14 protein-coding genes are annotated in these 21779 nt (G+C 52.1%); 4 read left to right on the top strand and 10 right to left on the bottom strand.

The features are described from left to right. Positions 1-147: 147 nt before the first annotated feature. Genes K0H63_RS12135 through K0H63_RS12110 form a run of 6 tightly spaced genes read right to left on the bottom strand, consistent with a single transcriptional unit; the run spans position 148 to position 7314 of the window. The gene (locus K0H63_RS12135) at positions 148-1770 is read right to left on the bottom strand and encodes a BatD family protein (protein ID WP_220064907.1); all 1623 of its coding nucleotides are present in this window, start codon (positions 1768-1770) and stop codon (positions 148-150) included. Continuing rightward, positions 1764-3884 carry a vWA domain-containing protein gene (locus K0H63_RS12130; protein WP_220064906.1) on the bottom strand — a complete coding sequence of 707 codons (2121 nt, stop codon included), beginning with the start codon at positions 3882-3884 and terminating at the stop codon, positions 1764-1766. Before K0H63_RS12130 ends, K0H63_RS12135 begins: the two co-directional genes overlap by 7 nt. Then, positions 3881-4864 (bottom strand): vWA domain-containing protein, encoded by a 984-nt coding sequence (locus K0H63_RS12125; RefSeq protein WP_220064905.1) that lies wholly within the window; start codon positions 4862-4864, stop codon positions 3881-3883. The genes K0H63_RS12130 and K0H63_RS12125 overlap by 4 nt, the downstream gene beginning before the upstream one ends. Next, positions 4858-5361: a DUF4381 domain-containing protein gene (locus K0H63_RS12120; RefSeq protein WP_220064904.1), complete on the bottom strand. Its 504-nt coding sequence runs from the start codon at positions 5359-5361 to the stop codon at positions 4858-4860. Before K0H63_RS12120 ends, K0H63_RS12125 begins: the two co-directional genes overlap by 7 nt. Before the next feature lie 40 nt (positions 5362-5401). Then, positions 5402-6346 carry a DUF58 domain-containing protein gene (locus K0H63_RS12115; RefSeq protein WP_220064903.1) on the bottom strand — a complete coding sequence of 315 codons (945 nt, stop codon included), beginning with the start codon at positions 6344-6346 and terminating at the stop codon, positions 5402-5404. 11 nt (positions 6347-6357) lie between these two features. Further along, positions 6358-7314: an AAA family ATPase gene (locus K0H63_RS12110; RefSeq protein ID WP_220064902.1), complete on the bottom strand. Its 957-nt coding sequence runs from the start codon at positions 7312-7314 to the stop codon at positions 6358-6360. Between the two features lie 227 nt (positions 7315-7541). On the opposite strand from K0H63_RS12110, the gene fadI reads away from it, so the two are divergent. Together fadI and fadJ are read left to right on the top strand one after the other, a co-directional pair. Further along, on the top strand, positions 7542-8852 hold the full coding sequence (gene fadI, locus K0H63_RS12105; protein ID WP_220064901.1) for an acetyl-CoA C-acyltransferase FadI: 1311 nt from the start codon (positions 7542-7544) through the stop codon (positions 8850-8852). Positions 8853-8858: 6 nt separating this feature from the next. Further along, the gene (gene fadJ / locus K0H63_RS12100; protein ID WP_220064900.1) at positions 8859-10979 is read left to right on the top strand and encodes a fatty acid oxidation complex subunit alpha FadJ; all 2121 of its coding nucleotides are present in this window, start codon (positions 8859-8861) and stop codon (positions 10977-10979) included. A 604-nt stretch (positions 10980-11583) separates the two neighbouring features. Here fadJ and K0H63_RS12095 read toward each other — a convergent pair. The 3 genes from K0H63_RS12095 to K0H63_RS12085 form a co-directional block, all read right to left on the bottom strand. Continuing rightward, entirely contained in the window at positions 11584-11973 is a 390-nt protein-coding gene (locus tag K0H63_RS12095) for a hypothetical protein (RefSeq protein ID WP_220064899.1), read from the bottom strand. Positions 11974-12061: 88 nt separating this feature from the next. Then, positions 12062-16165, bottom strand: a complete 4104-nt coding sequence (locus tag K0H63_RS12090) for an EAL domain-containing protein (protein WP_350355111.1) — start codon at positions 16163-16165, stop codon at positions 12062-12064. Positions 16166-16650: 485 nt separating this feature from the next. Further along, positions 16651-19440: an insulinase family protein gene (locus tag K0H63_RS12085; protein ID WP_220064897.1), complete on the bottom strand. Its 2790-nt coding sequence runs from the start codon at positions 19438-19440 to the stop codon at positions 16651-16653. 165 nt (positions 19441-19605) lie between these two features. Here K0H63_RS12085 and sixA point away from each other — a divergent pair, with 165 nt between their 5' ends. Continuing rightward, on the top strand, positions 19606-20076 hold the full coding sequence (gene sixA / locus K0H63_RS12080) for a phosphohistidine phosphatase SixA (RefSeq protein ID WP_220064896.1): 471 nt from the start codon (positions 19606-19608) through the stop codon (positions 20074-20076). Between the two features lie 129 nt (positions 20077-20205). Here sixA and smrB read toward each other — a convergent pair whose 3' ends face one another. Further along, positions 20206-20736: an endonuclease SmrB gene (gene smrB / locus K0H63_RS12075; protein ID WP_220064895.1), complete on the bottom strand. Its 531-nt coding sequence runs from the start codon at positions 20734-20736 to the stop codon at positions 20206-20208. A 79-nt stretch (positions 20737-20815) separates the two neighbouring features. Between smrB and prmB the strand changes: the two genes are divergently transcribed. After that, complete coding sequence (prmB, locus tag K0H63_RS12070; RefSeq protein WP_220064894.1) at positions 20816-21760, top strand: 50S ribosomal protein L3 N(5)-glutamine methyltransferase; 945 nt, start codon at positions 20816-20818, stop codon at positions 21758-21760. Positions 21761-21779 lie beyond the last annotated feature (19 nt).

Here is a 21779-nt window from a genome sequence, read left to right as displayed (position 1 = left end):
GTGCCTGTGTCCAGATCCCGAGTGAAGAGGGCATCCTGTGTTGGTGGCTTCAGCCTGTGACCCAAAGCGATGTTTTGGTCACAGGACGTACGACTTTTAAGTGCCGGTGCGATGAGCCACTGCTTACCCCTTAAACACTGTCCGCATTCAGGGATTGAGTTCGCTGAGCGAGGCGGCTGCGTTGGGGCTGGATTTTCTCTCCAATGCCTCGATGGCCGCTATTAGTGCACCGCCATCAGGAGCCTCATTACCTGCGCCATGCTGACCGAAACGGGCGCGTTGTATCTGGCCAAGGGCCTTTCCGAGAGGTTCGGACAATGCCCTGGCCTTATCGAGGGTAATGTTAGTCCCGTAACACGCAGACAGGTAGTCGGCGGCCGCACTTAGCATGGCACTGCCATCTGAGCCCTGGCAGGCTCTGGCGAGCTGTTGCCTGAATTCACTCACACCCTGAGAGTGAGACTGAACAGTCGCCACTGGATGTTGTGATGCCCGCTTTGCACTCATAGCCCATCCCAGTGCCGTAGCAAGCCAGCCCAGTGCCAAAAAGGCGGTCAGCCAGGGCCAGTATGTGGCCGAAGGCGCTGCTACTTCAGCATTAGCGGGCAAGGGCGCGGCGGGCGCGGGACCTGTGACCCTGATAGTTCGGCTTGGAATGGTGGCGATTTCACGGCGCTTCAAATGGGGATTCCACCAGGGCACTTCGATGGCCGGCAGCTCGAAGGTCCCCACTTCGGTGGGCACTATAGCCTGGGTTAATCTCAGCTGTGCCACCAACTGGCCTTCCCGTAAAAAGCTCTTGGTCTCGGGCTTTTCCGGATAGGACTTAAGCTCTGGTGGCAGCGGCAGGTTGAGGCTTGGCAGGCTGGTTTCGTCGGCATTGGATGCCAGCAGCGTAACGCTGCGGGTAATGGGGGTGCCTACGGCAAACTCTTCAATATCCTGAGGAAACTCTTCTTTCAGCGCCACCAGATTGGCAACGAGCCAATGCCCTTGCCAGCCCTCTGGTTTGTCGAGTACCTCGATGGCAGCGTCTTTGCCCGAGGTCCGCATGGGACGGCTTTCATTGAAGCTGAACATACCGCCGTTACGGGGGGCGGGCACCAGCACATCCCCTTCAAACACCGGCGCCTGCATTGTGAGGGTGCCGGCTTTATCGGGAATAATGCCGTACATCCTTTCAATCACCCGAAATCGGCGGCCATCGACAATGTCACTGCCATCTTTATCTTCACCGAGCTGCTTAATCTGGGCTCCGACCATTTGCGGCGCCGACAGCTCACCCCGTTGCAGATCCAGACCCAGATAAAGTTTAACTTTGTACAGGGCCAACTGGCCAACATACACGCTGGGAGTGAGCAGCTCTCCCTCAACGTAGAGGTACTGGGCATCACGGTTAACCTGATCCTGCTCCGAAACATCCACTGTGATGGGCGCCGAGGACACGCCGTCGATGGTAAAGGCCGGGATAGTGAGGGTGCCCGTGGTCCTTGGCGTCAACAGCACCTGCCAGCGGGTTTCTTTTTCACTGTTGAAGTTGATGATGCGGGTTGAGCGGCTGACACTGGTGCGGCCCACCAAAAAGTTTCGCAGCAGCGCCGAGGTATCCAGACGGTTGGCTTCCACTTCATCATCGGCAATCACAGTAAGCACCAGACTTTCGTCGCGTCCCACCGGATTTTTATCCACTGTGGCCTCAATGCGGTCCAGTGCCCAGCCGGGGAGGGTGAAAAAAAACAGGGCGAGTCCCAGTATCAGATTCCTTACCACTTTTCTTTTTCCTGTCTGTGTTCACCGCGGGCGCGGCGAAGTTGATATTCCAATTGCATCTTATTGCGAAGCAGCACCGAGGGGTCGTCGTTAACTGACTTGAGTGCCCGCATCATCTCCGGCGGCAGGTCCGATTCTTTAAGGGTGGGGTCTATCACGCCGACCTGGGCTTGCCCGGCATCCGCCTCTGACTCGCCCTCGGCAAGCTCAGCCCCCTCCTGGCTGGAGGCCTGCCCGGCTGCACTGTTTTGCTCATCGGCCGTGACGCTGCCATTCTTCCCGGCAGACTCACCGCCTGACGCCTGTGGCATTTGCTGCTCAGCCGGGATATCGGCACTCATGTGCGCGTCGTTATTGCCATCGCCCTTGCCGCTGCCTGACTCACTGCTAGTTGACTCACTGCTAGTTGACTCGCTGCTGTTTGCGTTTCCGCTTTTTGAATCAGCGCTTTCTTTATTTGCTGCGTCATCACCGGAGTTTGTCTCCTGCGCGGCATCACTTTGCTGGCTGTCGTTTTGCTGGCTGTCGTTTTGTTGCTGTGACTCGCCGGGGCTTTGTCCGTCCTGGGCACTTTGCGAACCTTCCGTTCCTGACTGCGGACTGTTTTGCGACTGGCCGCTGTTATTGCTTTCAGCGCCTTGCTTTGAGTCCTGGCCCTGTTCTGTGCCAGATTGCTGCGAGTTTTGCGGCTGCGACTGTGAGTTTTGTTGCTGTGAGTCGCCAGATGAGGACTGTCCATCCTGACCCTGTTTTTCTTGCTGAGATTTTTGCATCTCATCGAGCGCCTTGGCTAGGGCTGCATTGCGCTTGGCATCTTCTAAATCCGGTTGTTGCTCAAGGGCTTTTTGATAGCGTTGCGCCGCTTCATCGTAACGGCCCAGCTGCATCAGGGCATTGCCCTGATTATAAAGGCCTGCAGCACTGCTATCTTTCTCAAAACCCTGCAGCGCGGCTTCATAATCACCGGCGCGATAATGGGCGGCGGCTTTCCAGTCTTCACGTTCAAATTCGTTGGCGGCAGTCGCGAAGTTTTGCTGCCGAAACGCCTCCATAGCCTGTTGGTCCCGGGTTTGCCAGATGCTGGCCTCGACTTCTGGACTGCTCAGGGAAAGTGCCAGCATCGCCGGCAACAGCATTGATGCCAGTATTCCCCGGCGAAAACTCAGCAGTGCAGGTAACAGCAGCAACATCGCGAGATAAGGCCCCAGATCCTGCCAGGTATCGCCGGTGAGCTCAGTATCAGTGGCTTCGCCTTCCCGCGATAACCACGTTACAAGGCGACTGATGTCGCTGCCATCCAGGGTTGATGGCTGCCAAATGCCGCGCTCTGACTGGGCCAGTCCGGCGAGAAGTTCGGCGTCCAGCTTGGGCAGCACCAGATTATCGTCATTTCCTCTCACAAAAGTGCCATTTGGCAGCTTCATGGGTGCGCCCTGGGCGGTACCAAAACCATAAACCGTTAACCGAAACGGGCTGTCTTTCAGCGACCGCTTCACATCTGCCACATCCACGGCATCGAGGCCGTCGGTCATCAGCACTATGTCGCCATCGGGATGTCCGCCCTGGGTCAGCAGCTCTCGGGCCAGACTGACGCCGGCGGCAGGGGACGAGCCAAGGAGCGGCATAATGTCGGGCGAAAGTGACGGCAGCAGATTGAGCAGGGTGGCCTTGTCACGGGTCAGTGGGCTTATGACAAAGGCATCCCCCGCATAGGCTACCAGAGCTGTGTCACCGTCACTGAGCTGATTTATCAGGTCGATGGCGCGGAATCTGGCCTGAGTCAGGCGGTTTGGCGGCAAATCGGTGGCATACATGGAAATGGACATATCCATGACCAGAACCCTGGCCGCACCGGCGGCGAACACCGGCATGGGCTCCTTGGTTATGGCCGGGCCGGAAAGGGCGAGGGTGGTTACAGTCCAGGCTGCACCGAGCCACCAAAGGCCGGTGCCTGAGCTGCGCCCATTGCCTTCAGTTAACAGTACTCTGGCGAGGTGGGGGGCGATATAGCCCTGCCAGGCAGAGGACGCCCCTCGGCGTCGGTTTAAAAACCAAAGCACGGGCAGCAGGGGAATAAAAAGCAGTAACCACTCGGGCCGGATAAAGTGGATCATGGCGCAATCCTCCCGGGAGCAACCAGGCCGCCTTCCCGCAGCGCCGCCAACAGGCTCAATAAAAAGGCGAGGGCAAGGGGATAGAAAAACAGCTCCTGTTTGGGCCTGAAACTCTGGGTGTCCCGGCTCACCGGCTCGAGTTTGTCGATTTCCTGATAAATTGCGGCAAGATCCTCACTGCTGCGGGCCCTGAAATACTTACCCTGGGTGGTATCGGCAATGCGCTGAAGCTGCGCTTCATCCAAATCCATGGAGGGGTTGACTCTGTCGCGGCCGAAAAAGCTGCGTCGCTCCATCACATCGGCACCCACGCCTATGGTGTAAATAGTGACCTTGCGTTCGGCCGCAATGGCAGCAGCTTTGTCCGGTGAGATATTTCCCGCGTTGTTGGTGCCGTCGGTGAGCAGCACCAGTACTCTGTTACTTTCTTCAAGGTTTTCAAAGCGCTTAACCGCCAGCGCAATGGACTCGCCAATAGCGGTTTGTTTTCCGACCAAGCCGATTTGGGCTTCACGTAAATACTGGGCCACCGAGCGTCTGTCCTGGGTCATGGGTGATTGCAGGTAGGCATGGTCGCCAAACAGGATAAGCCCGATACGGTCACCGGCCCTGCGCTCAATAAAGTCGCTCACCACATGTTGAACCAGGGTAAATCGGTCGACGGTTTTATTGTCCAGTACCATGTCTTCGATTTGCATGGAACCAGAGAGATCCACCGCCACCATCAAGTCCCGTCCTTTACTTGGCAGCTCGATGGGCTCGCCCAGCCACTGCGGCCGGGCGACAGCAAGCACCAGCATCGTCCACATCAGCCACTTGAGGATGTCTCTCGCTTTGGGTGTGCTCTTGGTGACATCGGCTGCCAGATCGCCGCTGCCGGGCAGATGCAGGAATCCACCCTGAGTCTGGCGATGAAGCGGCTTTATCAGCAGCGGCAACGGCAGCAGCAGGAGTAGCCAGGGGAATACCAGAGTTAACATGCCTTGGCCTCCCCGGAGATTGTGTCAGTTGCCAAAGGCTTGTGTGGGAGAGAGGCAATCCAGAGCTGTGCCTGTTGTTTCATGGCCTCGGCCTGTTTGGCTTCGAGGGGCTCCTGACGATACGCCGCCTGAGCCATCTGTTGAAACACATCGAAGCCTTGCTTGTTTGGATATCGGCTGGCGAGAAACTCAGCCCAGGAATCCCCGGTCAGCGAAGCGATTTGCGCCCTTGGGTAATAGCTCATAGCCACCCGTTTAAGCAGTGCAGAGAGCGCGAATGCAAATGCTGGCTCTGTGGGCGAAAGAGAGGCGAGTAAAGCAAGTGCTGAGACTCTGGGTTTGAGCAATGCCTGCTTCGCCGCCCTGTATTTGAGCAAGCGCCAACATCCCAGCGCCAACAGGCCAAGGAGGATTGCCAGTACCGGCCAAACCCAGGGCGCGGGTGGCCAGGCTGACACCTCTGGCGGCAGCTGAATGTCTTTCATTTGTGCAAGCATGGGGTTGCCTGCAGGAGTTGCCGAGGGATTTACCATGGTATTAACGCAATATGTCCAACTGGGCCGAGAGCGGCTGGCCTGCATCGACGGTTTTCAGTGCGATGCCCAGCCGCTGGGTGAGATGTTCAAACGCCTTGGCCTGCGCTCTTTGGCGCTCAAGCCAAGTCTGGTAGCCCCTGCGGTCGAGAAGCTTCTCTTTGCCGGCTTCGCGCACCGGCAGCGCCAGGTTATCGGGCATAGGAAGGCGGCCATCACGGAGGGGATCTGTGACCAGGTAGGCGCCAAGCTCGCAGTGGCGTTTTAGGTTCATCAAGGGACCGACGCAGGCCTCGCTGAAACCTGAACCATCAGACAGCAGCCAAATCAGCGAACCGGGTTTGGCGATGCGCTCCAGCCGCTGGCAGGCCCGCAGCAAATGTTCAGGGTCCCGTGGTGTGGCATCAAAGGCAGTTAACTGATGACGATGCACTTCGGTCAGCGCGCTGATGAGCTGCAACATGCCGGATTTACGGCTTCTGGGTTTCAGCTCCAGGTGTTCATGTTCACTGGCGATAAGGGCACCAATGCGATCGCCATGGCCTATGGCACGCCAGCCGAGGGTGGTGGCCAAATGGCAAAGCTGAACCGCCTGCAACATCAGGGTGGAGCCAAAATAGAGGCTGTGACTTAAATCCACCAGAAGCAGCACAGGGCGCTCACGCTCTTCCACAAAGAGTTTGGTGTGTGTCTTGCCTGTGCGGGCGGTAACACGCCAGTCGATGGTGCGCACATCATCGCCTTTCTGATACTGGCGCACTTCGGCAAATTCCATACCCCTGCCTTTGATTTGGCTGGCTCTGTGGCCAGCCATACCGGCGCGGGCCTGACTGCGCAAATCCGGCAACGCCCTGGCAAGCTCCTGGCAGGCCAACAGCTCCGGGGTATCCAGATGCACCCCGTCGGCAAAGAGCGGCAGGGTAGGGATAGACGCATTAAGCGCAGACATTGGGCCTCGCATCAGGGCACGGCCACCTGAGACAAAATGTGGTCAATCACCGCATCGGCGCTGATACCTTCCGCCTGTGCACGGAAGCTCAGCAGCAAACGGTGGCGCAGCACATTGGGGGCTACGGCCTGAATATCTTCCGGCGACACAAAGTCGCGGCCATCGAGCCAGGCGCGGGCTCGGGCGCAGCGCTCGAGTGCCTGACTGGCCCTGGGGCTGACGCCATAATCGAGCCAGTTGCCCAGCTCTTCGCTGTACTTATGGCCCTCACGGGTCGCCATAATGATGTCGACAATATATTGCTCCAGCGGCTCGGCCAGATAGAGCTCCAATGCCTCGGTACGGGCCTCGAAGATATCTGCCTGTGCGATGGGCTCCACCGAGGGCAATTCGCCCTGCAAGGCTTCATTCCGGGACAGCTTGAGGATAAGCCTCTCGGTTTGGGCATCGGGGTAGTCGAGATTCAGATGCATCAAAAATCGGTCAAGCTGAGCCTCGGGCAGCGGATAAGTGCCTTCGTTTTCCAGCGGGTTTTGGGTGGCCATCACCAAAAAGAATTTGGGTAGTTTGTAGCTCTTCTTCCCCACTGTGACCTGGCCTTCTGCCATGGCCTCCAGCAGCGCCGATTGCACCTTGGCTGGCGCCCGGTTGATTTCATCGGCCAGAATCAGGTTGTGGAAGATGGGCCCTGACTCAAATTCGAAAGTGCCGGTTTGGGCACGATAGATGTCGGTACCGGTTAAATCCGCTGGCAGCAAATCCGGGGTAAACTGGATTCGGTGAAAGTCGCCTTCCACGCCATCACACAAGGCTTTGACCGCGCGGGTCTTGGCCAGACCCGGTGGGCCCTCAACCAACAGGTGACCATTGGCAACCAGCGCGATAAGCAGGTTTTCGGTGAGAACAGGCTGACCCAAAATCAGGGTGTTCAGGTATTTTCTTAAGGCTTGAAAACGGCTCAAAGGCATGATGCAACTCGATTTATTCTATTGATAAGCTTGAGACATCCCCTATGGTAAAAAATTCCCTTACCCCTTGGCTAGTGGCAAAAATGCAAACAAGTGTTTAAAACCCGATGACAAGAAGTTAGAATCGGGTCACACTTTTAATGGTCAGACCTGTTGAGTCGTCAGGTCAGCAAGGAAACAGCAGCAACCGGACAGCGGCCGGATGCGGAGAATAAAGAGGGTGACAAATGAGTGACAGACAACAGGTAACCAATGCCAGAGGCGAGCGTATCGCCATCGTCTCGGGCCTGAGAACCCCATTTGCCAAGCAGGCGACTGCATTCCACGGGGTTTCGGCTCTGGACATGGGCAAGATGGTGGTGAACGAACTCCTAAGCCGCAGCGAGCTTGACCCCAAGCTGGTGGAGCAACTGGTCTACGGCCAGGTAGTGCAAATGCCGGCCGCGCCAAACATTGCCCGCGAAATCGTGCTGGGCACCGGTATGAATGTGTCCACCGATGCCTACAGTGTTACCCGGGCTTGTGCTACCAGTTTCCAATCCACAGTCAACATTGCTGAAAGCATCATGACCGGCAATATCGAAATTGGTATTGCCGGTGGCGCTGACTCTTCTTCTGTTCTGCCTATCGGGGTGTCCAAAAAGCTGGCACACGCCCTGGTTGACCTGACCAAGGCCAGAACATTTGGCCAGAAACTGGCTATTTTCCGCCGTCTCGGCATCAAAGACCTGCTGCCGGTGCCGCCAGCGGTGGCCGAATACTCCACTGGCCTCTCTATGGGCCAGACCGCTGAGCAGATGGCCAAGACTCACGGTATCAGCCGTGCCGATCAGGATGCCATGGCCCACCGCTCTCATACCCTGGCTGCCCAGACCTGGGCCTCCGGCGTGATGAAAAACGAAGTAATGGTGGCTCACGTGCCGCCGTACAACCAGTTCATTGAAAAAGACAACAACATCCGCGAAAGCTCGGATTTGGCCTCTTACGCCAAGCTGCGTCCGGTGTTTGACCGCAAGCACGGCAGTGTGACCGCCGCCAACAGCACCCCTTTGACCGATGGCGCCTCGGCGCTTTTGCTCATGAGTGAAGGCCGTGCCAAGGCGTTGGGCTATACCCCAATCGGTTACATCAAGAGTTACGCCTTCGCCGCCATCGATGTGTGGGAAGACATGTTGATGGGGCCATCCTACGCCACCCCCATGGCGCTCAAGCGTGCCGGTATGCAGCTGGAGGACCTGACGCTGATTGAAATGCACGAGGCCTTTGCGGCTCAGGCGCTCGCCAATATGAAGATGTTTGGGTCCAAAAAGTTTGCCGAAGAAAAGCTTGGCCAAAACCGCGCTATCGGTGAAATCGATATGAGCAAATTCAACGTGCTGGGTGGCTCCCTGGCCTATGGCCATCCCTTTGCGGCAACCGGCGCCCGTTTGATTACCCAGATGTGTAACGAGCTCAAGCGCCGCGGTGGTGGTGTGGGTTTGACTACCGCTTGTGCGGCCGGTGGTTTGGGTGCGGCAATGATCCTGGAAGTGGAGTAACAGAAAATGGAAAAGACATTTAGCCTCAGCCGCCGTGATGACGGTATTGCGCTGCTGACCATGGATGTGCCGGGTGAAACCATGAACACCCTGAAGGCGCAGTTTGCTCCCGAGATCACCGCGATATTGCAGGAGATCAAAGCGGATAGCAGCATCAAGGGTCTGGTTCTGATTTCCGGCAAAGCCGACTCCTTCGTGGCCGGTGCCGATATTTCCATGTTGGATGCCTGTGAAACCGCAGAAGACGCAAGATTGCTGTCCCGTCAGGGCCATCATGTGTTTGCCGAGCTGGAAGCGCTGAATATTCCCGTGGTAGCCGCCATTCATGGTGCCTGCCTTGGCGGTGGTTTGGAATTGGCTTTGGCGTGCCATCAGCGGGTGTGCAGCGACAGCAGCAAAACCATGCTTGGTGTGCCAGAGGTGCAGTTGGGCCTGTTACCCGGTGGCGGTGGAACCCAGCGTTTGCCACGCCTGATTGGCATAGCCAAAGCGCTCGATTTGATGCTTACCGGTAAGCAGGTGCGCCCCAAACAGGCCATCAAAATGGGACTGGTAAACGATGTGGTGCCTCAGTCGATTCTGCTCGATACCGCCATTGAGATGGCGCTTGCCGGTAAAAAGCCCCGCAAGCCACTGAAGCAACCGCTGGTGACCAAACTGCTGGAAGGCACGCCTGTTGGTCGTAACATCATGTTCGATCAGGCCACCAAGCAGGTACTGAAAAAGACCCAGGGCAACTATCCTTCGCCACTGAAAATCATCGATTGCGTGCGCGAAGGTATGGCCAAGGGAATGGAGAAAGGGCTGGAAGTGGAAGCGGCGCACTTTGGCGCCCTGGTGGCCACTCCCGAGTCGGCAGCTTTGCGCTCTATTTTCTTTGCTACAACCGAAATGAAAAAAGAAACCGGTGCCGGTGATGTAAAGCCGCGCAAGGTGGCTAAAGCCGTAGTGCTGGGCGGCGGCCTGATGGGGGGCGGTATCGCCTCTGTGACTACTACCAAGGCCAAAGTGCCGGTGCGGGTGAAGGACATCAGCGAGAAGGGCCTGTCCAATGCCCTTGGCTATGCCTACAAGCTGCTGGATAAAGGCGTGAAGCGCCGTCATATGACACCGGCAGAACGTGACAAGTTGATGTCACTGATGACCACCACCACCGAATACCGTGGTGTGAAAGATGCCGATATCGTGATTGAGGCGGTATTTGAAGATCTGAATCTCAAGCATCAGATGGTGCGCGATATTGAGAAAGAGTGTGGTGAGCACACCATTTTTGCCTCCAACACCTCGTCGTTGCCAATCACCCAAATCGCCGAGGCGGCCAGCCGTCCTGAAAACGTGATTGGCCTGCATTACTTCTCGCCGGTGGAAAAAATGCCGCTGGTGGAAGTGATTGCCCACGAGAAAACTTCGCCTGAGACTATTGCCACTACGGTTGCTTTTGCCCGTAAGCAAGGTAAAACCCCAATTGTGGTTAAAGACTGCGCCGGTTTTTATGTGAATCGCATTCTCGCGCTCTATATGAACGAGGCGGCGCAGCTGCTGCTTGAAGGTCAGGCGGTGGACCATCTGGATAAGGCGCTGGTGAAGTTTGGCTTCCCGGTCGGCCCCATGACACTGCTTGATGAGGTCGGCATTGATGTAGGCGCCAAAATTTCGCCCATTCTTGAAAAGGAACTGGGTGAGCGATTCAAAGCCCCGGCTGCGTTTGACAAGCTTATGGCCGACGATCGCAAAGGGCGTAAAAACGGCAAAGGCTTCTATCTCTACGGTAAAGCAGCCAAAAAAGGTAAAAAAGTCGACGAAAGTGTTTACAGCCTGCTTGGCTTAACACCGGCAACCGGGAAAGAAGCCGGTGAAATCGCTGAGCGCTGTGTGGTGCAAATGCTGAATGAAGCCGTGCGCTGCCTAGAGGAGGGCATCATTGCCTCTCCACGTGATGGAGATATTGGCGCTATCTTTGGTATTGGCTTCCCACCGTTCCTGGGTGGTCCTTTCCGATATATGGACACCCTGGGCGCCGCGAAGATGGTGAGCCTGCTCGAAGGTTATCAGAGCAGGTATGGTGACAGGTTTGCGCCAGCAGCACTGCTCAAAACTATGGCGGCTGAGGGTAAAGCGTTCTATTAACCGCTCCACTCCTGATTAAAAAAGCGGCAATTCAATGCCGCTTTTTTATTGCCGCAAGGCAAACTTTTGCCTGAAAAGTGTTCGATTTTGATGGGTCTTTGGGGTAGACTCGTCGGCCGCGATACTGAATTGGATGTCAAGAATTGAACTTGGCAGGATGCGCCGTAACGTTACAGAGGTAGTCTATGTTGATGCTGTTGGTCCTGCTGATGAGTTTGGGTTCTGCCTGGTATCTGGGAGTCTTGGCGTTTTCCCAGGGGATGCCGGTAAAGCGCTGGGCGTTTGTTGGCGCCCTTATGGGGCCTGTAGGATATCCGCTTTTTACGACCCACAAGCGCTTGAATGCACGCAGGGCAGGGCTATTGTCGGGGCATGATTTCCGCTGCTGAACCAATTCACCTGATATTAAAACGACAAAGGGAGCCTTCTGGCTCCCTTTGTGTTGGGCGCGGGGAAACTCAATTCCACCAACCTTTGGCATTAACTACCTGAAGCTCAGTGATGCCCTTTGGCAGTTTCACTTTTTTGCGTTCTTGCTTGGCCAGACCCAGTGCTTTCTTGATTGAATCAAACATAACCTAATCTCCCTTGAAGTTTCCGCTGCTTAGGCAGTTTGGGTGTAACGGATGTGTGGTGAGCCCGCGGTATAGCGGATATGTGGCGAACCGGCGGTATAGCGGATGTGTGGTGAACCGGCGGTATAGCGGATGTGTGGTGAACCGGCGGTATAGCGGATATGTGGTGAACCGGCGGTATAGCGGATATGTGGTGAACCGGCGGTATAGCGGATATGTGGCGAACCGGCGATATAGCGGATATGTGGCGAACCGGCGATATAGCGGATATGTGGCGATCCGGCGACATAACGGATATGTGGTGACCCTTCGTTGTAGCGAATATGTGGTGAACCAGCAAACTGTGTCTCTTGTGAAACGTTGGCACCACCAAAAGCTGCAGATATCAGGGCAACAGTAGTCAGAATTCCTTTGATCATTTTTATCGTCTCTCAGTTCAGTGATTGATTATTGACACTGAGAGACTTATTGCAGGTGTTGTGCCAATGTTGGCAAATTGATGAAAATCTATCGCTGATTGTATTTTTGGTTCAGGAATTCACCCATATCCTGCTTCAGCAGCGTGGTAAATTCGGCTTCAGGGACTGCTTTACTGTAGATATACCCTTGAACCTCTTCGCATTTCAGTGCTCTTAGAATATTCAGCTGCGAGGGAACCTCTACGCCTTCACCTACCACTGTCAGTCCCATGTTATGGGCTATGGTGATGATGGAGTCTACCATCTTAAGATCCCTGTCGGATTTATCTATGTCATCCACAAACGCCTTATCGATTTTCAGCGTATGGATTGGAAAGCGCTTGAGATAGGACAACGACGAATAACCGGTACCGAAATCATCCAGCGCCAGGCTAACCCCCATCTTGGCCAGTTGCTGCATCACCTTGATTGCCTTTTCAGGCTGCTTAATCACGGTGCCTTCGGTAATTTCTAATTCGAGATTGGCCGCAGGTAGTTTGGTCAGACGTAAAATTGACTCTATACGTTGTTGCAAATCAGTTAATGCAAACTGGCGTGACGACAAATTGACGGCAACGCGCCCATCAAACAGGCCCTGCTCACGCCAGCGTTGGGCAGCAAAACAGGCTTTACGCATCACCAGGTCGCCAATTTCAACAATGAGTCCCGTCTCTTCTGCCAACGGAATAAACTCTGACGGCGGTATTAAACCCTGAGTAGGATGATTCAGTCGCACCAAGGCTTCCATACCGGCCATACGGGAGTTTCTTAAATCGACTTTAGGCTGGTAATAAACTTCGAAGAGATCGTCCCTGAGACCGTCACGAATTAGATTTTCGACTTCCAGCTGACGCAGTGCGTTTCGATTAAGTGATTCGGAATAAAACTGGTATCTGTTACCACCGGCTGATTTGGCGTGGTACATGGCGATATCGGCTTTTCTGAGCAGCGCCTGCTCGTTTTGCTCATCTTCCGGATAGAGCACGATACCGATGCTGACGCCCACTACCAGTTTTTCCCCGGCAAGTTCAAACGGTGCGATAAAGGCATCCACCAATCCTTTGGCTATTGCAGCGGCACTGCCGATATCCGGGTCTTTGTCGAGCAGGACTGCAAACTCATCGCCGCCCAGACGATAGAGGCTGGTATGGCCCGGCAGTGCGGCTGACATGCGTTTGGAAACAAGCTGTAACAACTCGTCACCCACTTGGTGTCCCAGTGAGTCATTGATTTTTTTGAAGTTATCTAAGTCGAGTACCATCAGGGTATGGTGAGTATCTTTTTTCACCAAGTTGTTCAACGATACCTGAAGGTTGGAACGGTTTGGCAGACCGGTCAGCAAATCGTTGTTGGTCAGTTTTCTTAGCTCTTCTTCCTGCTGCTTACGTCTGGAAATATCGGAGAATACTCCAACGAAGTGGCTCAGTGTGCCCTGTTCGTCGTAGATGGCATCTACGGTGAGCTCCATCAGGAATGTGGTGTTGTCTCCGCGGCGGGATTCCACCTCAGCGCTCCAACGCCCCTGTTGGCGAAGAATAATCCGTACCTGCTCGGAATAGGCATCAGGGTAGCAACTGAACTGAAGTTGGGTGCCAATAAAACTGTCTTTATCCATCAGACAGATGTCGCAGCACGCCTCGTTGACTTCGACAAACCTGAATTCATTGTCGAGAATAAACATGCCTTCAGAGATATTTTCGATGGCACGTTCGAAAAGCCGCAACTGTTCTTCAGCCTGTTTGAAATTATTGATGTTTTTGATTGTCCCTGTCATACGCAGGGCGTTTTCACTGTCGTCTCGCTCAACAATTTTGGCCCTGTCCAAAATCCAGACCCAATGACCATCCTTACCTTTGACACGGTATGCCGCTTCAAAGTGATCGGTTTCACCGTAAAAGTGGCGATTGAGAGCCTCGCGTACCCGCTCCTGATCCTGTGGATGAATATTACTCTCTTCGTCATCTTTGCCTGAACGATGACCATCCTTAGGGAACTCAAGAGAACCCCAGATGTTGGAGCGATAAATTTTTCCGGTTTCTATGTCCCAGTCCCACATTTCATCGCCACTGCCCCACAGGGATAATTTGAGACGCTCTTCACTGATGGCGATTTGTCTCTGAACTTCACGTCTACGTAGAGCAGCTTTGATAATGCCTGAAGTAATAAGGAGAAAAATCAGGGCATAGGCAATTTTCGCTTCAAGGGACATCCACCATGGGGGTGTCACACTGATACTTAAAGAAACTTTATCTCCTGGGCGATTAGTTACTGGGTTAACAGCATAAACTTCAAAACTATACTTTCCAGGGGATAAGTTTGTGTAAGTTGCTTGATTACTTCCTTCTGATGAAAGCCAGTTATCGGAAAGGCCATTAAGTCTGTAGAAATAGTTGATATTCTTGAGGCCACTTGAGGGTGACTTAAATTTTATAGAAAATGGGTAGTCAGAGTATTTTAATGTCAGAGTATCTATACTTTTCAACCCTTTGGGTAAAATATCGCTTCCAATCGTTACGGGAGCATTAAAAAGCGAAAAATCAGTCAAGCTAACATTTACTTTTTCCAAATGTGTATCTTCAATTTCTATCGGTATAACACTTACTCCACTCATTCCGCCAGCTAAAAAATATTTTTCTGTATTGATAGTGCTTTGTGTATTGTACTCATTTTGGCTACCAAACTCACTATTATAGGTTAGTAGTGATTCACCTTGTAATTTGTAATATTTTCCGATAGAGGTAGCTAGTATTATTTTTTGCTTTGAGATGTTTACGGAGTAAATTGGGTTTGCAGATTTAAAAGCATTCAATATATTCCCATTTTCATAGCTGTAAAGGCCTGATTGAGTGGAAAAATAAAGTTTTTCACCCGATGATTTTAGAGAAAATACTATTTCATGCGGGTATATAAGCTCTTGGTTATTTAGGTCTTTTGATATTTTAGATAAACCACCTTGGTGTGCCACATAAATGAAATTATCTAAAATTTCAATTTCTAGTGGTTGCTGTTCTTCCTTAATAGTTGTTTTTGCCGCTATCTCGTGATTTTCCGCGTTATATGCAATAACCTCATTAGAATAGGTTGTTACATACAATATGTCATCGGAAATGATACCGGAAGTGATTTTATGATCATCGATTTTTGAGGTGATGTTATCCCTAACTATATATAGTCCATCAGTCGCACCAATAAAGTAATTTTCCTTGTAAGGGATTATAATTTTTGGGCCTAATATTTTCGTTTCTATTTCTTTTATAGGGTTGAGTTTCAAGTCTATTATTTTTAGTTTGGTATTATCGTCTGAGATAATTATTTCATCATTATGCTTTTTTAAATTCCAAACGGCATTATTTGATGCGTTTAGCGTTTTGGTATATATTTTTTTCCTACTTATTAAATAGACGCCATTATTTTTGTCTATTATCACGATATAGTTTTTTGTAACTTTTAACTTTGATGGGTCAAGGTTTTTTAGGTCATTTAGTAGGCCAATTTCTGTAATGCCCTCTAACGAACTATTTGCGTAAAATAACGTACTTCGATTTATGAAATAAATATGATCTTCAAAAATATCTAAAGCATCTGCGGAAATATGTGTGTTAACCCCATCGATGTCTATTTCGTTGTGTATTAGAGCTATCTTCTTGTTATTTGTAATATGTAGATCTTGCACATTGTCTGCAATTTTTTCAATTTTATCACTTCTTAATGTGTAGAGTGATTCGCTATAATTTCTTAGAAGAAGGCTATCATTGTCTCTAACAACGTTTTTAATGCCTTTTAGTGAGCTGTTTCGGTAATTTAATTCATTTGATTTTTTTTCTGGATTTATAATGGAAAACCCATTATCCAAACCTAATGCAATCTTGTTATCCAATTTTGAAATGGACCAGATAGGTTCAGTTATTCCATCAAATAATTGGAATCTTTCTAGTTCTGGAACATATTGATGAAGTCCGGAATCTGTTCCAATAAACAATGTTTCATTTATAACTTCAATAGATTGAATGAATGAGCTTTTTAAACCAGATTCGGAATGTTGAAAAAACTGCTTTACTGAATTCCCATCATATCTGTTTAACCCATTTAAAGTACCAAACCAAAGATAGCCTTCAGCATCCTCAACTATGGAGGTTACCGTTGTTTGGCTCAAACCTTCTTCAACACCTAGATATTTACCATCTAAGACAAAAGACGAATCTTGGGTTGTCGGGGACGCATGAGAACTCTGTGAAAGGAGTGCTACGGAGAGTAGTAAGAGGAGCCCAATCGCTCTGAATGATTGAATCTTCATATGTTGTAGGTTTTATGCGTACAAAGATTGCACTTAAGTGTTATCTCACTTTTTCAGAAATGTGCTGATTTGTCAAAACACTTGAGAATAATTTTTCTTTTCAAGGCAATCAGATGCACAAAAAGCACACGTTCGGTGAGCGCTGCATTAGTGTGTGCTGGTTTTGGGTGATGTATAGAGTGCTGAGTTTTGCCTCGGACCACAGTTAACAGTTGGTGCGTTGCAACATCTGGTTTATTGACATTGCCTTACGATTGGTCGCGAATAGCTGTTTCCTGATGCTCTTTTTAAGGTGTATGGATGGCTCAATCAGGAGTTAACCCCACTGTTACGCCAGTGTCCTTTCACAAATGGAATTTGTCCGAATGCAGTTTAAAGGTCCGCAGGTCTGTGATCATCTTGTCTGAACTCAACGCCTGTAGGTGCCTGTGTTGCTCCCCGGTACTGAAGAGTACCAAGCGGTCGCAGTGCTTGGTGCGCATGCGCTGCATCATGAATTTAATCAGGTCGGCACGTGTCAGTTTTTCGATTTCGGCCACCACCAATTCCCGTTGATTAAACCCGTAGTCCTTGTTACCTATGCTTGCCCAATAGCGTTGTCCCCGGGTCTTTAAATTGGCGTCATGTTCCATCACCTGGTTAATGAGGCCCGTCTTGGTGGATTCCCACTGCTCTTTGGTGATTTGCATGACCGCGTAGCTAAAGTCAGCAATAAACTCGTCAATGGCTTCAAGAAGTTGCAATGGCCCCGCCGACGGTGACTGGATGTAAAAAATCATTCCCGGATGCCGGTTAAGTGGCAAATAGCCGGTGCCGACCATATAGCCAAGTTGTTGCTCTGTTCTGAGCTCATGGAAGAAAGTGGACGACATTGTGTGATTCATCAGCGCAAACAGTGCCATTTTTTCTGGGGTCGCACTCGGAGACTGGTAGTAAACAATGATGGCGCTGTCCTGATGGCTAATAGTGAGCTCGCGCAGCATGGTGCCTTTGCCGGTTAGGTTAACCAGCTCCCTGGCAGACTCGCCACTTGGTGTGGAGACCAGCGATAAGATGTGGCTCAGGCGGTGCCCCAGTGCCTTGGCTTCCTGAGTGAGCCAGTCACCATACACCAAGCCTTCGAGGTAGATTTTTTCGTAAAACGCCCTAACGTGCTCATGCAAATCTTCCAGCGTGCATTCTTCCAGCATTTCGGCCATGCGCAGTGGCTCATAGGAGCGCCGCTGCAAGGTAACCGTTAAGCTGGTAAAGAGCTGAGAAATGGGCTTTGCCTGGGCTGCATTGTACCAACTGCGAAGGAGCTGCCGTTTGATGACATTGAAGCGCTCCTGCGTGAAGTTGCGTTCTCTGGCTTTACTGATAAGCAGCGCGAGTAAGGTTTCCTGATTGCCGGTGAAACCGCTCAAATGCAAGGTTAATCCACCCTGATGGGGGTAGATGTTGTAATTAAGGCCAGCGACTTCTGCGGGATAGGTGTACTCGGTGAGGTAGTCCAGCAGCATTTCCACATACAGGCGGGTCAGAGCGGCGTTGCGCGGGTCCTGACTGGCCTGCTCTGAGTCGAGCGATAAAAACAGGTGTCCCTTGGGGACATTAAATTCGTCGTCCTTTTTGTGCCACAGTCTGTAACCTGTTGCTTCAGCGACCACGGTGGGCACCGGTGAGAGACTTTTATCTGGCCGTGCCTGTGCATCTTCAACGATAAAGGGGTTTGGTTCAGGAAGCCTAAGTCCATTGGTATCCCCCTTGGGGCGCCAGCGGCTAAGCTCTTGCTCCTCAAGCGGTCTGGACGCATACGGCGTGTGATACCAGTTCGCCTGCCGGTTGGTATCAACTTCCTGGCAGACCAACTGGACGCGCATGTTATCCAGTGACATCTGTGACAGCAGCGACTCGCACTCTGCGATGTCCAGTCCGTCCATGCGATAGTCACCGAAAATCAGATCTTCGACGCCATAATGATGCATGTTGATTGACAAATGGCTCGCCAAATCAATGGCCTTGATTTGTTCCTGATAACGAAAGGCGAGTTTAAGCAGGCTTGCTCGTTCGCGATAACGCCATTCTTCAAGTCCCTCGGATTTAATCATCTCCAGATATTCAAAGGTCAGGCGAATGATATCGTCCAGTTTGCCAAGGCCCCTGTCGGTCAGCTGGAAACTGATGTTGTAATCCTTGAAGTTGTAACCATTCACACCGCCACCGGCAGAGAGTTGATTCACCCAGCCTTTTTCTTTGAGCAGAGCCTGCAGGCTGCCCTCACTTTCGTTCCCCAGAAGATGGCTTAAAAAAGTCAGGGGTTTATGACGGTAAAATCTATCTATGCCAGGCAAGGGGAAGGTGAGGGTAAGGCGTTTTTGCTCCTTGAGCGGAATGGCCTGCACCCAGGTGCCCAGTTCGTTGTCTGTATACAGCGGCACCTCGGGGTAACGCTTCTTAAGTCCGGTATTTTTAATAGCCCCAAAGTACTGTCGTGCCATAGAATCCAGTGCGGTGAGTGGCTCGGGTGAAACCAGGCACAAGGTCATCAGGTTGGCACTGTAATGGGTCTGGTAAAACTGCAGCAGTTCTTCGCGCAGCTCATCCTGATCCCCGCCAAGGGTATCAAGATTTCCTACCGAAAACTTGGAAAAGGGATGGGCCGGATTTACCGTTTCCTTATGCACCTGATACATGCGGCGCACGTCATCTTTAAGCTTAAGACTGTATTCAGATTCAATGGCTTGCCGTTCGCGGTCAACCAACTCACGGTTAAAGGCCGGGGCAATAAAAAACTGGCTGAACCTGTCCAGTGACTCATCAAAAACGTCGGCATTGATCGTAAAGAAGAAATTGGTGTGCTCAGTGCCCGTCCAGGCATTGTTACTGCCGCCATGCTGATTGATAAACGCATGATACTCGGCCGGGTCCGGGTATTTTTCGGTGCCTAAAAAAAGCATGTGCTCCAAAAAATGCGCCATACCCAGGCGCTGAGCTGGGTCGTCAAAGTGGCCGACATTCACGGCCATGGAGGCCGCTGCCTGACTTGCCTGTGGATCCGAAACCAGCAGTACCCTCAGCGCATTGTCGAGAACCAGATACTGGTATTGACGGTGATCGTTGGGACTGGTGAGAGGGAACTGGTTGACTGGCAAGGCAAGTCTCCGTCGGCAAGGGTTCGTTATATATTGATAGGCAGACAGGTTTTTGGCAAACAATCCGTGGGACTGTCGACTAAAGATTAACGCTTTTTCAGTTTGTCACAGTATCAATTCGGGCTACAATTGGCGCGAAATAACAGTTGAGGCGGCAAAAGAAGTATGCAGCTATTTTTGATGAGGCACGGCGAGGCCGGTTATCAGGCCCAATCCGACAGAGACCGTACCCTTACCGATACCGGGCGTTATCATACCCGGCTCATGAGTAACTTTTTGAATCGTCTCGTTACCGATTTTGATTTGGTACTGGTCAGTCCTTATTTGCGGGCACAGCAGACCTGGCAGGAAGTAGCAACCCATTTCCCTGAACCCCGCAAGTGGGTCACGGCCGATGAGTTGGTACCTTCAGCCGATCCGGCTACGGCAGCGAGTCTTATCCTTGCTTATGCCGAGCAATACAAGGCGGATAAGGTACTGGTGATTTCGCACATGCCATTGCTGGGGTATCTGGTGAGCGAGCTGGTAGCCGGCATCGAGCCGCCACTGTTTGCGACTTCAGGCGTTTGCTTGTTGGATAAGCACGCCGAGCAATGCCATCAGGTGTGGATGCACAACCCCCACACCATCAGCTGAACAGTGCGCACCAGAGCCTAAAAGCAAGAGTTTCAGAGATAAAAAGCAGCCCATTTGGCTGCTTTTTATTTTGGGTTAGTCATCAGTACCTGAGTTGCGTTTGTACCTTAATCCAGCAGCATGGGTCGGTTAGCGCCTGTGGGGCTGGTCGCCCAGGTCAATCAACACCAGCAGCGCTGCATCGCCACCCCATTCTTTGGGCGCCTGATGAAATCCCAGCACCTTGGGATGCTGTGCAAGCCAAAGGGGTATCTGCTGTTTCAGCACCCCAGTGCCATAGCCATGCATCACACTGACACACTGGCACTGCTCGCGAATCGCCGCTTCAATCAGGGCAGCCAACTCCAGCTTGGCTTCGGTCTGACGCATACCATGCACATCCAGAATCAGATCGGGCACATAGTCACCCCGGCGCAGGCGTTTAAGCACCAGATTATCCGCGTGATCGGCGCGCCAACGCATGGGACCATCTACCGGCAACAGCGGCTGAAAGGTATCGGAGAAATAATGGTTGGCCGCGAGCTGTGGCGCCTGCTCAGTGAGCTCGGCCTTGGTTTTCAGCGGCGTACCAAAGTGTTGTTTATCCTGTGTCAGAGGGCGAATGCCATCGACCAGCGCCTGAAAATCTTCCAGGCCTTCGTGGGAGATAATCTTAGTCATGGCGCTATTTTATTGAATCCTGTGCCAAGAGAACAGAGTTCAGTTACAATGCCCGCAAACCTTAGAGCGGGAGCTTGTTTTGGATAAGATATTTGTTGATGAAGCCGTTACCGAGCTTCGCACCATTGGCGATATGCTGCGTTGGGCCGTGAGTCGTTTTAACGATGCCAAGGTGTATTACGGTCATGGTACCGACAATGCCTGGGATGAGGCTGTCGCTCTGGTGTTTCATGCCTTGCACCTGCCTGACGATTTGGGCCGTGAAGTCATTAACGCCAATCTCACCAGCAGCGAAAAACACAAAATCGTTGAGCTGATTATCCGCCGGGTACGTGAGCGCCTGCCAGTGCCTTATCTGACCAACCGCGCCTGGTTTGCCGGTCTTGAGTTTTATGTGGACGAGCGGGTACTGGTGCCACGTTCGCCCATCGCCGAAATGATAGAAGACCGTTTCGGCCCTTGGCTCTACAACAAACCGGTGAACCGGGTTCTGGATTTGTGCACCGGCAGTGGTTGCATTGCCATCGCCTGTGCCCACACATTTGAGGAAGCCGAAGTGGACGCGCTGGATATCAGCGAAGATGCATTGGATGTGGCCCAGATTAACGTGGAATCCCATGGTCTGGTAGAACGGGTGTTCCCAATGCAGTCTGATTTGTTCTCTGCTATCCAAAAAGGTCCCCAGTACGATCTGATTGTGTCCAACCCGCCCTATGTGGATGAAGAAGACATCGGCGATATGCCGGACGAGTACCACCACGAACCAGCCATAGGTTTGGCCTCCGGTCGCGATGGCCTGGACATCACCAAGCGTATTCTGGCCAACGCCGCCGACTACCTGACGCCATCGGGCATTCTGGTAGTGGAAGTGGGTAACTCCATGGTGCATCTGATGGAGCAATTCCCTGAAGTGCCTTTTACCTGGGTCAGCTTTGAGCGAGGTGGCGACGGGGTGTTTGTACTCACCCGCGACCAGCTAGTTGAAAATGAATCACTGTTCGCCATCTATAAAGATAGGGAATAATGGGTCAGCCCCGGTAGCG

Origin of the sequence: Shewanella zhangzhouensis (genome assembly GCF_019457615.1) — a bacterium.
GTDB lineage: Bacteria > Pseudomonadota > Gammaproteobacteria > Enterobacterales > Shewanellaceae > Shewanella > Shewanella zhangzhouensis.
This window is presented reverse-complemented; position numbering and strand designations above follow the sequence as displayed.